At 59.3% G+C, this 13743-nt stretch carries 15 protein-coding genes and 1 pseudogene; 10 read left to right on the forward strand and 6 right to left on the reverse strand.

Annotated elements, in window-relative coordinates:
• The first annotated feature begins 35 nt into the window (after positions 1 to 35).
• The 6 genes from C7476_RS18070 (at position 36) to C7476_RS18100 (ending at position 4976) form a co-directional block, all read left to right on the forward strand.
• Positions 36 to 887, forward strand: a complete 852-nt coding sequence (locus tag C7476_RS18070) for an SDR family oxidoreductase (protein WP_114431278.1) — start codon at positions 36 to 38, stop codon at positions 885 to 887.
• A gap of 109 nt (positions 888 to 996) precedes the next feature.
• Positions 997 to 1242 carry an aldo/keto reductase gene (locus tag C7476_RS18075; RefSeq protein WP_210207802.1) on the forward strand — a complete coding sequence of 82 codons (246 nt, stop codon included), beginning with the start codon at positions 997 to 999 and terminating at the stop codon, positions 1240 to 1242.
• Between the two features lie 142 nt (positions 1243 to 1384).
• Positions 1385 to 2368, forward strand: coding sequence for an SDR family oxidoreductase (locus C7476_RS18080; protein ID WP_114431399.1), 984 nt, complete (start codon positions 1385 to 1387; stop codon positions 2366 to 2368).
• A gap of 3 nt (positions 2369 to 2371) precedes the next feature.
• Positions 2372 to 3007, forward strand: a complete 636-nt coding sequence (locus C7476_RS18085) for a DedA family protein (protein ID WP_114431279.1) — start codon at positions 2372 to 2374, stop codon at positions 3005 to 3007.
• Positions 3007 to 3624: a class I SAM-dependent methyltransferase gene (locus tag C7476_RS18090; RefSeq protein WP_114431280.1), complete on the forward strand. Its 618-nt coding sequence runs from the start codon at positions 3007 to 3009 to the stop codon at positions 3622 to 3624. Before C7476_RS18085 ends, C7476_RS18090 begins: the two co-directional genes overlap by 1 nt.
• An 878-nt stretch (positions 3625 to 4502) precedes the next feature.
• Positions 4503 to 4976, forward strand: coding sequence for a DUF2147 domain-containing protein (locus tag C7476_RS18100; protein WP_114431282.1), 474 nt, complete (start codon positions 4503 to 4505; stop codon positions 4974 to 4976).
• Positions 4977 to 5104: 128 nt separating this feature from the next.
• Here the strand turns inward: C7476_RS18100 and C7476_RS18105 are convergent, their stop codons facing one another.
• On the reverse strand, positions 5105 to 5473 hold the full coding sequence (locus C7476_RS18105) for a DUF1330 domain-containing protein (protein WP_114431283.1): 369 nt from the start codon (positions 5471 to 5473) through the stop codon (positions 5105 to 5107).
• A gap of 111 nt (positions 5474 to 5584) precedes the next feature.
• Here C7476_RS18105 and C7476_RS18110 point away from each other — a divergent pair, with 111 nt between their 5' ends.
• Positions 5585 to 6535: an AraC family transcriptional regulator gene (locus C7476_RS18110; protein ID WP_114431284.1), complete on the forward strand. Its 951-nt coding sequence runs from the start codon at positions 5585 to 5587 to the stop codon at positions 6533 to 6535.
• Between the two features lie 39 nt (positions 6536 to 6574).
• On the opposite strand, the gene C7476_RS18115 is transcribed toward C7476_RS18110, so the two are convergent.
• Positions 6575 to 7255 carry a TetR/AcrR family transcriptional regulator gene (locus tag C7476_RS18115; RefSeq protein WP_245426411.1) on the reverse strand — a complete coding sequence of 227 codons (681 nt, stop codon included), beginning with the start codon at positions 7253 to 7255 and terminating at the stop codon, positions 6575 to 6577.
• Positions 7256 to 7334: 79 nt separating this feature from the next.
• Here C7476_RS18115 and C7476_RS18120 point away from each other — a divergent pair, with 79 nt between their 5' ends.
• Together C7476_RS18120 and C7476_RS18125 are read left to right on the forward strand one after the other, a co-directional pair.
• On the forward strand, positions 7335 to 8075 hold the full coding sequence (locus tag C7476_RS18120) for an SDR family NAD(P)-dependent oxidoreductase (protein WP_181872514.1): 741 nt from the start codon (positions 7335 to 7337) through the stop codon (positions 8073 to 8075).
• A 388-nt stretch (positions 8076 to 8463) separates the two neighbouring features.
• Positions 8464 to 8769: a hypothetical protein gene (locus C7476_RS18125; RefSeq protein WP_114431287.1), complete on the forward strand. Its 306-nt coding sequence runs from the start codon at positions 8464 to 8466 to the stop codon at positions 8767 to 8769.
• A 138-nt stretch (positions 8770 to 8907) separates the two neighbouring features.
• On the opposite strand, the gene C7476_RS18130 is transcribed toward C7476_RS18125, so the two are convergent.
• From C7476_RS18130 to C7476_RS18140, 3 genes and pseudogenes are all read right to left on the reverse strand, one after another.
• Complete coding sequence (locus C7476_RS18130; RefSeq protein ID WP_114431288.1) at positions 8908 to 9492, reverse strand: dioxygenase family protein; 585 nt, start codon at positions 9490 to 9492, stop codon at positions 8908 to 8910.
• A gap of 53 nt (positions 9493 to 9545) precedes the next feature.
• A pseudogene (locus C7476_RS18135) lies at positions 9546 to 10627 on the reverse strand (aldo/keto reductase).
• A 26-nt stretch (positions 10628 to 10653) separates the two neighbouring features.
• Positions 10654 to 11646: an MBL fold metallo-hydrolase gene (locus C7476_RS18140; protein WP_114431400.1), complete on the reverse strand. Its 993-nt coding sequence runs from the start codon at positions 11644 to 11646 to the stop codon at positions 10654 to 10656.
• A 170-nt stretch (positions 11647 to 11816) separates the two neighbouring features.
• On the opposite strand from C7476_RS18140, the gene C7476_RS18145 reads away from it, so the two are divergent.
• Positions 11817 to 12722: a LysR family transcriptional regulator gene (locus C7476_RS18145; protein WP_114431289.1), complete on the forward strand. Its 906-nt coding sequence runs from the start codon at positions 11817 to 11819 to the stop codon at positions 12720 to 12722.
• Between the two features lie 17 nt (positions 12723 to 12739).
• Here C7476_RS18145 and C7476_RS18150 read toward each other — a convergent pair whose 3' ends face one another.
• Positions 12740 to 13714 carry an MBL fold metallo-hydrolase gene (locus C7476_RS18150; RefSeq protein ID WP_114431290.1) on the reverse strand — a complete coding sequence of 325 codons (975 nt, stop codon included), beginning with the start codon at positions 13712 to 13714 and terminating at the stop codon, positions 12740 to 12742.
• Positions 13715 to 13743 lie beyond the last annotated feature (29 nt).

Consider the following 13743-nt stretch of genomic DNA (forward strand, 5'->3'; position numbering starts at 1 on the left):
GCTGAAACATTCGAAACTTCTTAGGAGACATTCCAATGTCAAACACAGACAATTCCCGACGCACGTTCCTCGCCCTCGCGGCGGCCGTGCCATCCGCTATTGCCATGAGCGGCATTGCATCGGCCCAGTCGTCCGATACTGGCGCTGTCGCCAAACCGGGTGACAAACGCGGCGCGGTCGTCACTGGATCTTCCCGCGGCATTGGCGCGGCCACCGCCCGGCGTCTGGCGCGGGACGGTTTCGCCGTGACCGTGAACTACCTTACCAATCGCGAGTTGGCCGAGCAGGTCGTTCGCGATATCGAGGCCGCCGGCGGCCGTGCCATCGTTCGCCAGGCAGATGTGGCGGATCCGGCCGCGGTCAAAGCTCTTTTCGACGCCAATGACGAAGCCTTCGGCGGCGTCGACATCGTGGTCAATAACGCCGGCATCATGAACGTCGGTCCTTTCAGTCGGATGACCGACGAGGCCTTTGACCGGATGATGGCTACCAACGTCAAAGGGAGTTTCAATGTGCTACGCGAGGCGTCACGACGCGTTCGCGACGGTGGTCGGATCATCAGCCTAAGTTCAAGCATTATCAAAATGAGCCCTTCCGGCACGGCAGCCTACGCTGCAACCAAGGCGGCGCAGGAGATCTACTCAAACGTTCTTGCCAAGGAGTTGGGCGGTCGCAACATTTCGGTCAATGCGATATCGCCAGGCGCCGTCGATACCCAACTCTTGCGTCAGCACGGGGAAGAGGCGCTTCGCGGCATACCGGAAGCGACCCCGCTTCGTCGGCTGGGCCAACCAGAAGATATCGCCAATGTCATAGGCCTTCTCTGCTCACAGGACGGGGCGTGGATCGATGGTCAAAACGTCTTCGCGAATGGCGGTATCGCCTGACGGATACCTGCTGCGGCGCACATGCGCCGCAGCAGGTTCGCAACCAGACTCTTTCAGGATACCCTTGCCATGAAATACAACACACTGGGCGCCGACAAAGGTGCCAGCGTTGCAAGGAATTGCGCTGGCATGGCTGCTGCATCAGCCGCACGTCGCAAGCGTCATCGTCGGTGCGAAGATGGTCGCGCGGTTCGACGACAGCCTCGGGGCGTCAGAGATCATGCTCAGTCCGGATGAGGTCGCCCAATTGGAAGCCGCCAGCAGGATCGCTCCCGAATATCCGGCGTGGATGCAGCGAACGCGCGAGGTCGCGGCAAAGCCGCCCCTCGGCAAGCCGATCAACGCAATCGAATAGGCTCGGATCCGGAACCGCCCGGTGTCGGATCCTTGAAAAGGTCGCCTCACCCCACGGCGACCTTCCGTCCGCCGAAGATGTGCCCCGAACAATGTGTCTTCGGCGGACAATTGCGCCCCAACAGAAACAGAAAGGACTGCCGATGACGAAATCCTGGACACTCGATGATATGCCGTCTCAAAAGGGCCGGACGATCCTGATCACCGGAACAGGCGGTCTGGCCGTCGAAGATGCACTTGCGCTGGCCCAAGCCGGTGGCGACGTGATCATCGCAGGGCGCAATCCGATAAAGGGTGCCGACGCTGTCCGGCGCATCAAGGAAAAGGCGCCGCAGGCATCGGTCACTCTAGAAGTGGTCGACCTCGCCAGCCTCGTATCGATCGAGGCGCTTGGAAAACGACTAAAAGAAACTCGCGACCATATCGACGTACTCATCAACAACGCCGGCGTCATGACGCCACCAACGCGCGAGACGACCAAAGACGGTTTTGAACTGCAGTTCGGCACCAACTATCTCGGCCACTTTGCCCTGACGGGCCACCTCCTGCCGCTGTTAATGCGGGCACAAGGCTCACGCGTCGTGACCCTTTCCAGCATTGCTGTGCGAAGCGCCAACGTAGCCATCAACTTCGATGATCTGCAAGCGGAACGGAGCTACAAGCCCATGCCTGTCTATAGTCAGTCAAAGCTGGCGTGTCTGATGTTGGCTTTCGAACTGCAACGGCGGAGCGAAGCAGCGGGTTGGGGTGTCACGAGTATCGCAGCGCATCCGGGGATATCGCGCACGGATCTGCTTCACAACGGGCCAGGTCGCCGCAGCGCTCAGGGCTTTCTAAGGTCGTTCATGTGGTTTCTGTTCCAGCCTGTTGCGCAAGGCGCGCTGCCGACCTTGTTCGCGGCCACATCTCCAAAAGCCCGAGGCGGTGGCTATTATGGCCCCGATAAACTTGGCGAGACCCGTGGACACCCGGCCGAAGCGCAGATCCCGCGACAGGCGATGGAGAAGCAGGCGGCGCACAGGCTGTGGGAGATTTCTGAAACACTGACGGAGATCTCGTTCAATGCGCAGGTTTCCCCGTCTGAGCTTACCGGTCTGAACTCGACAACCGTCAGACGGGAGGGTTGAGGTTTGGACCCACTTGGAAACCTTGTCGACTGGATTGCGGTATACGGCATATTCGGTTTGTTTGCGATCGGGCTGGCGGAGCGCTTCGTGCCTGCCCTGCCCTCCTATGGTGTTCTCGTTGCCATAGGTATTGCGGCCGACGACGAGGTTTGGTCGCTCCACACCGCTATCATCGGTACTGCGGTTGGAAGTTTCCTCGGAGCCCTCGGACTCTATCTTCTCGTACGTGCAGTCGGAGAAAAGCGATCTACAGCGTTTCTCTACTCGGTCGGTGGATGGGTGGGTCTATCGCAACCACGTATCGACTGGACATTATCCTCCCTACGTGCCCGGGAACGCGCGCTCACTATCCTGTCACAACTCATTCCTACCGTGCGGTTGATCTCGCCCATAGCGGCTGGGCTTTTAGGTACTAATGCGCTGCGGTTTGTATCCGGCATAACAGTCGGCATCGTTCTGTGGAACGGCCTGTTCATCGCAGCAGGTTACCTAGCCGTGCTGGCGATTCCCGGCATCAATTCATCTGCGCTCGCGCTGAAGATACTGGCCCTGCTTGTTGTCGCCGAAGTACTCACGGCCTTGGTGTGGCGGCTTCAGCGACGATATTCGATGCGCCTGAATCCCGGAGCAAGCAAGTGATGACAAATAAAACTGCTGATGCGCTTTTGTTTTTTCGGGCGTGGCTTTCCGCTCCCCTCCGGGTCGCCTCCGTTACACCGTCGGGGCGCGCGTTGTCTTCTCTTATGACAGCCGAGATTTCCGCCAAGACGGGCACAGTCATCGAATTAGGTCCGGGGACGGGCGTTTTTACAGAAGCATTGCTGCAGCAAGGTGTCGCTGAAGAAAATCTTGTGCTGATCGAATATGGCGCGGACTTCGCGTCGCAGCTTAGCCTTCGTTTTCCAACTGCAAGAACCATCCAGATGGATGCTGCCAAATTGAGCAAGTTGCCGCTTCAAGCATCTGCTCCCGTCGGCGCCGTCGTAAGTGGCCTTCCTCTTTTGTCGATGCCGACGCGTAAAGTGCATGCCATTCTGGAGGGCGCATTTTCGCATCTTCGCCCTAATGGGGCATTCTACCAGTTCACCTACGGTCCACGGTGCCCGATCGCCAGACCCTTGCTCGACCGTCTCGGCCTGAAGGCGAAATACATCGGCTACACCCTCGCCAATATCCCACCCGCGGCCGTCTATCGCATCAGTCGACGACGACCGCGGAGGGTTTCCGATCGGACGCATCAGGATCTGTCGTTCTAGTCAGCATCAGTCCGACCCGCATGGCTACTTTTGTTCCGGGTGAGGCCTTTAGTCCGGGACATGCCATCGCAGCCCGACGAAGTCCTTCAGCACCCGGCCAAGCTGATTTGAGAGATCGAACATGCATCAAGCATTTTCGGTCGTTCTGCTTGCCGCTGTTTCGTCGGTGTGCCTTTCGCTGTTGTTTTTCCACGCATTGACGAGGGTATCGTCATGGCCGCTTGCAAAATCGGAAGCAGCCGATGTTGTTCCTCTCTTGAGCGATGCGAACCTTTCTCGCTTCGGTGTGATTTACGATCTTGGCTGTGGATGGGGCTCGCTTCTGATCACTCACCAAGGCTTTTCCACACGCGCACGGGAAAGGCGTGGAGGTCTCGCCTTTCCCGTGCTTGCTTGCCAGGCTGCGAACCAGGCACCTCCGCAACGTCTCGATAGCGGGAAAGAACTTTTACAAATGCGATCTGGCGGATGCCGATGCGGTGACGTGTTTTCTCATGCCCAGCGCTATGCCCAGATTATCAAAATTCCTGGACGAGACCGTGCGCCCGGGCACCGCCGTCGTCACAGTCACATTCTGGTTTCGGGGCCGGTCGCCCAAGACGATAAAGGACGGTCCTGGTTTGCGCGGGGCTGTTGCCTTGTACGTCTGGCCAGCGATGTCTGCTCCAGGGCACACCGGGTAAATTTCCCCAAGCTTTGGCTCCGCAACGTCCGGGCAGCGCAGCCCCTGATACGGACAAGAAGCCGACGATGCCCAGCGACGCGCTATAGAGAAGTATCAGCCTTGGAGGATCAGGCACATAATTTGAGGTTTTCGACATTCAACACCGGGCGCTCTGGCCGTAGTTTTTCTTCATACGCGAAAAAAGGACGTCGATATGCTGAAATCGAAAATCAGGAAGTTCTCGCTGGCAGTCATGTTTACGGCTGGATTGACCGGACTACAGCTCACCTCGGCTCTGGCTCAAGCTTCGTCGCCAAGCGAAATCGAGGGCGTTTGGGAAACACAGGAAGGCAACTTCAAGTTCGAAGTATTCGAAGCCGGCGGCAGCTTTGCGGCGCGGGTCATTTATGGCGATCGGCTTATGGAAGCGGACGGCAAGACTTTCAAGAAAGACATCCACAATCCTGACCCCAAGCTTAGAAGCCGGTCCCTCGAGGGCATCACCTTCCTCACCGATCTGAAATGGGATCCACAAGATCGCCGTTGGGAAGACGGCAACTTCTACGATGGATCGTCGGGGCGCACCTATTCAGGGCGGGCATCGATTCGAGATGGTGCGCTCGAACTGCGAGGATATGCGGGGACGCCACTCCTCGGACAGACTATGGTTTTGTATCGCGTACAATGACGGCCGTCCCCAGCGACAGTCGCAGTTTTCACAGTCTGGCTGCGAGCTGGAGTGTGGGATTGCTTGTGGCGGTGAGTTGGCTGAGCGGCGTTATTTGCCACTCACAGAATGCGGGTGTGCCTCTGCCCTCAGAGCCTCATGATGCCGATGGGCTGCAGTACCGCTTCTTCCAGTGCCGACATCCGGATCGGATCGGCAACGGCGTAGGCAGGGTCGGCGATCATGTCGACGAAGGATTTCCGTTTCGGGTAGCGCACCAGCGCCACCGCGTCCCAGGCTTGACCGGGTTCGGCGCAGAGCGCTGGCGCGCCGTCGCCAGCAAAAAGAATTTCCGCGCCATACCGGGCGACGATCGGTCCCGCCATGGTGAGGTAGTCGAGATAGCGCTGACGGCCCCCATCCGCCTTGAACCGAAGGAGATTGAGCATAACGATGGGCTCGTCGTCATCTTCGGCAAGAAAGCGGTCAATATCAGCGGCGGTGACTTTAATCATCATAATTCTCCAGTGATGGGGGCCTAAGCCTCGTTCAGTCTTCCGGCAAATTATGCTATCGCCTTTGCACGTTCTATAATTCAAACCCCAGGATACTTTATCTAAAGCCCAAGAATGGATCCCTTCCTTGACCTTATCCGACTGCTGCGGCCACGTGCCGCCCTTCTGGCTCGCGGCATGGACGCCGCCGGTGACTGGGGCCTGAGTTTTCCAGCGCTGGGAGACCTGTTGTTTTTCTGGATAGAAGACGGCAATTGCCAGTTGATACGACCTGATTGCGACCCGCTGTGGCTGGAAAAGGGAGACTTCGTGCTGCTGCGGACAACGCTTTCCTTTACGCTGACCTCAAATATGGAAGTAGAGCCGTTGGATAGCGTCGCGGCGGTGGCCGCCAAGCAGGAGGGACGCTTGAAATTGGGCTCCGGTCAGGAAAGACCGATTTCGCTTCACATGGGAAAATTTCTGTTCTCGACAGCCAACGAGGATCTCCTGACTGGGCTTCTCCCGCCCATCGTTCAGATCCCCTCTCGTTCGCCCAAACTCCACCGGCTTCACAACCTGCTCACGCTGATGGAATCCGAAGGCCGCGACCCTGGACCGGCCAGCGAGTTCATCATCGTCCGTCTCGTCGAGCTGGCGCTGGTCGAAATTCTCAGGATGCCGGCGTCGGGTCTTCCGGAACAAAGTGTCGACCCCGCCAGCAGCGGTCTGCTCTCCGGCCTTCGTGATCCCGTCACCGCCAAAGCAATTCGAGCCATGCACAAAAATGTCGGGCAAGAATGGACGGTCGAATCTCTGGCGAGGCTTTGCGGTGTCTCGCGATCCGCGTTCGCCACGCGCTTTCGTGCCGTCGTTGGGATCGGTCCGATCTCGTACCTGTTGCGGTGGCGCATGGCTTTCGCCAAGGAGGCGCTCAAGTCCGGGACGGCAAGGATGGAGGAGATCGCCTTCTCGATTGGCTACAAGTCGGCGAGCGCATTCAGCACGGCCTTCACACGTGCTGTCGGCTGCTCGCCGAGCCGGTTCACAGAAAGCTCGGCCCGCATCGCAAGGGAGTGGCCTTGAATCCCGTTACCACTCTGATCGGCCTTCACGCCACAACGCTTAAGCCTTCCCCTGCATCCTGCGATCGATGTTGCCGGTGATATTGTCCCAGCCGGAAAGCGCAATTTCCGCCACAGCATGCAGTTCGGCGCGATCGGCTCCATCACGGGCGCGAATTGCCATGCCGCTTTGGACGATCTGCACGAACCTCGCAAGTTTGGTCGTGTCTGCCGTGGCCTCAAGGTCACCGTCGCTCTTTGCTCTGTCGAAGCGCACCTTGAGGAGATCAAAGCCGCCCGCGCGAGTCGCTCGCATGAGTTCACCCAGTTCGGAGTGTCCTTCGCTCCCAACAGTGGCGAGCGTCGCCATGCATCCATGCGGTAAATGGCAATCTCCACCGGTCATGGCGATCGCGGAATCCTGAAGAAATGCCAGCGCGGCTTCCCTTGCGGTCGAAGCTTTCCGAAACCGGGTCCAGACCAACCCCTCGTAGGTCGTGTAGTAGTATTTAAGTGCTTCCGCATAGAGCGCATCTTTTGAGCCGAAGGCCGCATAAAGGCTTTTGGTTCCGATCCCCATTGCCTCCGTCAGGTCGGCGATCGAGGTCGCCTCGTATCCCCTGATCCAAAACAGCCGTGTCGCCGCGGCAAGCGCAACCTGGCAATCGAACTCCCGCGGCCGCCCGCGTGGAGGACGAGGCGACGGTGAGCTGGCTGGAGGTGTCGAAACATCATTTTGCATCGACCACTGCATAAATCAGTTGACGGCGGTTTGCAATGGGCCTACCGATTTATACATCGATCACTGCATAAAAGGAAAGATTATGGAATTGCTTGGAAAGCGGGCCTTGGTGAACGGCGGCTCCCGCGGAATAGGGGCCGCGATCGCCACTGCGCTGGCCGAAAAGGGCGCCGATGTCGCACTAACCTATCGGCGCTCGGTAGACCGGGCTGCATCGGTGGTTCGGACTATCGAAGAAAAAGGCCGGCGCGGGCTTGCCATCCAGGCCGACAGTGCCGATCCGGACGCCATCCGTCGCGCCGTCAGCCTGACGGTCGAAACACTTGGTGGGCTTGATATTCTGGTCAACAGCGCAGGCATCGGAACCGCCGGCATGACTGCGGATCTGGCACTCGCCGACCTGCAGGCCATGCTTGATGTGAACGTTCGCGCGCCCCTCCTGTTCGCACAGGCGGCGATCCCGCATCTCTCATCGGAGGGCCGGATCATCTCTATCGGCTCCTCCCTGGCAGAGCGTGTGCCTTTCCCGGGTGTCACGGCTTACGCCATGTCGAAGTCAGCACTTCTGTCGCTCACGCGAGGCCTTTCGCGCGAACTCGGGCCTCAAGGCATCACCGTCAATCTCGTTCTCCCCGGTTCAACCGACACGGAGATGAACCCGGCCAATGGCGAGAATGCCGATTATCAGCGGAGCCTCACATCGCTCGGCCGATTTGGCGAACCCCGTGAAGTTGCCAGCGCGGTCGCGTTTCTGGCAGGTCCGGCTGCAAGTCTGATTACAGGCGCAGTTCTCAGTGTAGACGCCGGCTTCAACGCCTGATTTGGTTGGCAAGCAGACGTCAAGGTCGGAGGGAAAAGTAGCTTCCCGCCCATCGATCGAACGGCGTCGCGGCGCGTCTCCTCATCGCGGCCAGGATGACACGCGCTATCAATCAATCCTTATGCCACAGCGCTCCCCCTTCAAGCTGACATCGCCGACAGGGAGGCAGATAACCGCGCCCACGATCTATTCAGCATTCGGGTCGAAGGAGGAGCTGTATTGTAAAGCCCTTTGCCATTACCAGCGACGGGAAGCTCGCATAAGCGCGCCAGCTCTCTCGGACAACCCGCCTGTTCGGAATGATGGAAGCGTTTCTGCGCGCATCTGCTGTCCGCTTCACCGCGTCAGAGACCGGGCGGGGCTGCATGATCGTGATCGGCGCGCTTCAATGCGGCCCCCAGATGCACACGGCGTGGCCCAAGCGACAAGGGCTGCTCGCGCCGAAGCTCTGGCGCAATTCGTTGCTCTTCTCGATGTTGCGAAGGAGAATGGCGACGTTCCGGGAGAGGCCGACAACTTAGCACTGGCAAGGTTTTACATGGCCGTTGTGCAAGGGATGGCGGTACAGGCAAGAGATGGCGCCGACGTTGACACACTTGGTACGCTTGTAGACTCCTATAGGCCTGGCCTTCACATTGGCCCGCCTGCGACTGATCCCGGTTGTGCAGACTACGACGCCCGGTTCCTTCACTAAGCGCGAGCAGGGATTGCGGTCGCACCGATGATCCGATTTGTGCGCCGACGGTGAGCATTCCATTCCGGTCGGGAGGGCCGCGGGTGGGCAACGTATCTGACTAGCGCCCAGACCTATGTTCAAACAGTGGGCCACGACCTAAACCACGAAGTCGTACTGCCCAAATTGTCCGTCATCCGTTTTCCTCAGGTCAAGAAGAAGTGTCTCGTGAAACAGCCTGTCTCCGGCATTTCTGGCCTCTGCGGGAAAGTAGAGTTGCGTGGTGAGGACGCGCCCACCGGGGCGTTGGACCTTGAAATGGAAATGACGCGTTCGGCCGGGATAAAGCGCGGGCACGATGGTGTTGAACCACCAGCGCCCTTGGGCGTCGGTGAACTGGTGGCCCCGCAGGCGGAAACCCACGCTGTCATAGTCGCCGTTTTCGTCCGCATGCCAAATCTCGACGAGGCTGCCGCCAAGAGGCCGGCAGCGATTGTCGAGCACGGAACCGGCGAGCGTTATTCGCTCGCCTCCGGGCGCGTAGGGATAGAGATCGCGTTCGAGCGGGGAGTTAGGCCTGAAGAAGGGGCCGGCTTCCCGTTCGAGGGTTAGTTCGTCTCCATCGTCACATGCAAGGGTCAGCGACAGGTCGGGAGCGGCCTGCGCAGACGCCTTCATTCTCGCCACGTCGATGAGAGGCAGCGTCAGAAAGGCCGTCAGAAGCGAACGTCTGGTGGAGGGCAAAGTCAGTCTCCCAGTGATTTGTTCTACGGTGACTACGAGGTAGTCGAGGGGCCTTACCGCAGGCGCTGTGCCGCATTCGCCTGCGCCTCCCGGATAAGGCCGGAATACATATTCTCTTTGCCGGGATACCAGGGCATCGTGCCGATGGAGCCGAAGCCGGGAATCGTTTCCATATGTGCAAGCATGCGGGCGCGCATGCGCTCTTCCGGAAGCGAGCCTGTCATCGCCTGGACATTATCACTCATGTGGTCGGGGTTGGAAGTGCCGCAGAGCACGCTTGTGACGGCCGGGTGCGCCATGACCCATTTCAGGAAGAACTGCGCCCAACTCGTCGCCCCGAACTCCTGCGCAAAGCCGGGGAGCGGCTGCCCCTCGACCACCTTCATCAGGCGGGCCTTTTCGAGCGGCAGGTTGATGAGTACACCGACGCCCTTGTCGGCCGCCGCCGGAAGAAGGCGGCGCTCGGCATCCCGGTTGAAGATCGAGTAATTCGTCTGGATGAAATCGACATCGTTGCGTTGAACGATCGCCAGCAACTGGTCCTGCGCCGCCGACTCGTGATGGGTCACGCCGACATGGCGTATGAGGCCTTCCTTCTTCCATGCCTTCATCAACGGAATGACGACCGGCGCGTTGGTAATGCTGTGGCATTGCATGAGATTGATCGTTTCACGCCATGTCCGCATGCGCGATTGCCGGAAGCTTTCAACGGCGTGGCTTTCGTCTCCGAGATACTCTCCTGTCGACCAGACCTTGTTGGCGAGGAACATCTCGTCGGATCCTTGAAACTCTCCCATGAACTGGCCGACACTGACTTCCGCCGAGCCGTAGAGGGGCGACGTATCGACCACGCCGCCGCCTGCGGCCACGTACCGTTCGAAGACCTGGCGCAGAGCGTCGCGGCGATCCCCCGGCTTCAGGTCGAACGTCAGGAAAGTGCCGAGCCCCAGGGCTGTAACCCTTTCGCCGGTACGTGGCAAGGTGCGGGTCAGTACGTCCGGGCTTGATCCAGTGGCTGGCGACGCAGCATTCGTCCCCGGGTCTGCGCCGTAGCGTTGGTGGCGAGTGCCAGCCCTGTTGCCGCCGCGCCCATCGTGCCGAGGAAACCGCGTCTGTTGATTTTTGACTGGTCCATGAGATCTCTCCTTTTTTCCTTGACCGTCAGAACTGCCAGTTGGCGGGTACCCAGGCGTAGCCGCCGTCGGTCTTCAGCATCCGGCCGAGACCGGGGAAGGGATAGTGGAAGCCAAGCACGGGCATTCGCTCGGCAGCCGCCCTGTCGAAAATGCGACGGCGTGAGGAGAGAGCCGTCTCCTTGTCGCGGTCGGGTCCCGGCAGCCACGGATTGTCGACGTTGACAACAGGGTGATAGGCAAGGTCTGCCGTCAGCAGCAACTGGTCGTTCCCGGAATGGACAAGGAAGGTCGCCATGCCCGGCGTGTGACCGGATGCGACGATCGTCGTCAGACCCGGCACGATCTCGGCGCCGGCTTCATAAAGCTCGACATCGTTCATAAATGGCGCGAGGCTGTTCTTGATGTTTGCCACAAAGCGCATACGGAATTCCTCCGGGACCGGCATGTAAGAGAGGTCCGGATCGGTTCGGACGAAGAAATCCCAGTCTGCCTTCGGAACGAAAACAGTGGCGCGGGGAAAGGCCTTGCCGCCGTCTGCGGTTCTTAGATTGCCGACATGGTCGGGGTGGGTGTGGGAGATGACGATCATGTCAATGTCCACAGGTTCTATACCGATCGCCGCGAGGTTATCGAAGATGCGCCCGCCATTCGGGCCCATGGTCTTGCCGGCTCCAGCCTCGATCAGAATCCGCCGGCCGCCGGTCTCGATCAGCAGCGTGTTGAGGTTGAGCGTCATGTGGTCGGTCGGCAGAAATGCTTCGCGCAGGACCTCCTGAAGCTCAGCCTCGGGTGCGTCGCTTGCATAGACGCGGGGCGGGCCACCGATCACGCCGTCGCTCAAGACAGTCGCACTTATTTCGCCGACGCGGAAACGGTAGTGACCAGCATTGCCGGTCACCGAGGACGCGGCCTGGGCCTTGGCGCTGCCAGAGGCACCCAGGCTTGGGATGAACATACTTGATGCGCCCGCGACAGCGGACAGCATGATAGCGCGTCGGCTGAGAGTGAAGGCATTCATCGGTCTTTCCTTCTGCATTGGACACTCTTTTGCTTCAGCGGTTTGACGGGTCGAAGTGCCCGGCAAAGGAAGCAGATCGGGCGGCATTAAGCTCCGGGCTAAGCATGACATGGGCCGATTGATCTGATAAGCTGCGTTAAGTTTATCACCTTGATTAGAAATACTTCTCAATGGATTCGATCCGACTGGACAGCTTCGATGTATTCGTGGCCATCGTGCGCTGTGGCGGTTTTCGTGCAGCAGCACTCGAGCGAGGGGTCTCTTCATCTGCCTTGAGCCAGACGATGAACACCCTGGAGGAGGCCCTCGGCATCCGGCTCCTCAATCGAACGACGAGGAGCGTGTTTCCTACGGAGGCAGGACAGCGCCTTCTTGAACGTCTGGCGCCTGCGTTGAGCGACATCAGGCTCGCGATCGCAGAGGTCGATGAATTGCGCGATAGCCCATCCGGAACTCTCAGGATCAACGCGCCGGCACCGGCTGTCGATCATTTTCTCTGCCCGCTGGCGTTCGATTTTATGGATGCCTATCGCGAGGTGAAGATCGAGATCATCAGCGATGCGGCGGTCATCGATATCGTGGGACAAGGTTTCGACGCCGGCGTCAGGTTCGGCAAGCAGCTGGCGCAGGACATGATTGCGCTGCCGCTTGGACCCGCACTTCGTTATGTAATCGTAGCTTCACCTGACTATATCGAGAGGTGCGGGCAGCCGCAGACGCCGCACGAACTCGTTGGACACGACTGTATAAGACGTCGTTTCCCCGGTGGCGCCCTCGTCACCTGGCGGTTTGCCGAGGGAAGCGAAAACATCGAAGTCACTCCAACGGGCCGCCTGACGGTCAGTTCTGCGCACAACGAACTGCAAGCTGCACTGGCGGGCAGAGGAATCGCCCATGTCTTCGACGACTACGCCAAACCATATGTCCAAAGCGGCCGGCTGGTAGAACTTCTCTCTGACTGGAGCCCCACCTTGCCACACTGGTTTTTATACTACCCCAGCCGCCGCCTTCCGAGCGCCGCCATGCGTGCGTTTCTTGATTACATGAGGAGCTACGATTGGCAGGCCAGGGACTGACGCCGTCCCGGCGGGCGTCAGATCAGGAATTGATAGCTCACCGGCACGAAGCGAAAGCCCGTATCCAACGTCTCGACATAGCCGGCCGACGGATGAGGCATGTGATAGCCGATAAACGGGATTTTCTCGGCAGCCAGCATATCGAATATCCTTCTGCGACTGCTGGCAGCGGCGCCTTTGTCCATGTGGAAATAAACTTCCCAATCCGGTTTGCCGGGAAGCAACAAAATGGTTGCCGTATCGCCGGTCAGCAGCAGGCTGCGCCCTGCCGGTTCCAGTAGGAACGCCATGTGACCGGGTGTGGGTCCGGCGGCCACCATGCTTGTCACGCCCGGCGCAATCGATGCAGCGGCGCTGATGAAGGCCAATTTCTCCCTGAGAGGCAGGACCTTTCTCTGAATAGCCGCCGCATGCATGGCGGCCGGCGTTCCTGTAAAATCAGTTGAAGTCCAGAAGGCCCATTCGGCTTGGCCAACGACATATCGTGCCTGGCTGAACGCTGGACGATCGCCGTCCATGGGCCCGTTGCTGCGATCGGCATGCAGATGAGAAATCGCCACGATTGTCACATCGGACGACGCATAACCCGATGCCGCGATGCGGCTCGCCAATTGCCGGGTGCCGAACTCCCTGCCCTCCGGCCCGTTGCCGGTGTCGAAGAGGATGAGGTCCGTCCCCGTGTTTACAAGCACCGGGTTGAATTGCCCGATCATCCGATCCGACGGCAAAAAGTTGGCCTCCATCAGAGACTGGACCTTGCCGGCATCCCGATCCGCGCCGAAGGTTGGATGTGGCCCATCGAATACACGCATGCCATCGAGAACGACGGTGATCTCAAATTCACCCAGCATGAAGCGGTAAAAACCGGTGTTGATGATTTCCAATTTCGGTGGAGCGGCCGCAAGGGCAGCGCGTGTCATGATCTGAGGTGTTGAAAAGGCCAGCGCAGTTGCGGCTCCTGCCCTGAACATGGAACGACAATTGAAACGCATGGCTCTTGCCTCCGGATAACTCAACTTTA

This window comes from Phyllobacterium bourgognense (genome assembly GCF_003337575.1).
Lineage (GTDB): Bacteria > Pseudomonadota > Alphaproteobacteria > Rhizobiales > Rhizobiaceae > Phyllobacterium > Phyllobacterium bourgognense.

What these genes read in the sequence shown, in the direction of transcription:
- C7476_RS18070 (WP_114431278.1), top strand. Translation starts at nt 36, where the DNA reads ATGTCAAACACAGACAATTCCCGACGCACGTTCCTCGCCCTCGCGGCG.
- C7476_RS18080 (WP_114431399.1), top strand. Translation starts at nt 1,385, where the DNA reads ATGACGAAATCCTGGACACTCGATGATATGCCGTCTCAAAAGGGCCGG.
- C7476_RS18090 (WP_114431280.1), top strand. Translation starts at nt 3,007, where the DNA reads ATGACAAATAAAACTGCTGATGCGCTTTTGTTTTTTCGGGCGTGGCTT.
- C7476_RS18100 (WP_114431282.1), top strand. Translation starts at nt 4,503, where the DNA reads ATGCTGAAATCGAAAATCAGGAAGTTCTCGCTGGCAGTCATGTTTACG.
- C7476_RS18105 (WP_114431283.1), bottom strand. Translation starts at nt 5,473, where the DNA reads ATGATGATTAAAGTCACCGCCGCTGATATTGACCGCTTTCTTGCCGAA.
- C7476_RS18110 (WP_114431284.1), top strand. Translation starts at nt 5,585, where the DNA reads ATGGATCCCTTCCTTGACCTTATCCGACTGCTGCGGCCACGTGCCGCC.
- C7476_RS18115 (WP_245426411.1), bottom strand. Translation starts at nt 7,255, where the DNA reads ATGCAAAATGATGTTTCGACACCTCCAGCCAGCTCACCGTCGCCTCGT.
- C7476_RS18125 (WP_114431287.1), top strand. Translation starts at nt 8,464, where the DNA reads ATGCGGCCCCCAGATGCACACGGCGTGGCCCAAGCGACAAGGGCTGCT.
- C7476_RS18140 (WP_114431400.1), bottom strand. Translation starts at nt 11,646, where the DNA reads ATGAATGCCTTCACTCTCAGCCGACGCGCTATCATGCTGTCCGCTGTC.
- C7476_RS18145 (WP_114431289.1), top strand. Translation starts at nt 11,817, where the DNA reads ATGGATTCGATCCGACTGGACAGCTTCGATGTATTCGTGGCCATCGTG.
- C7476_RS18150 (WP_114431290.1), bottom strand. Translation starts at nt 13,714, where the DNA reads ATGCGTTTCAATTGTCGTTCCATGTTCAGGGCAGGAGCCGCAACTGCG.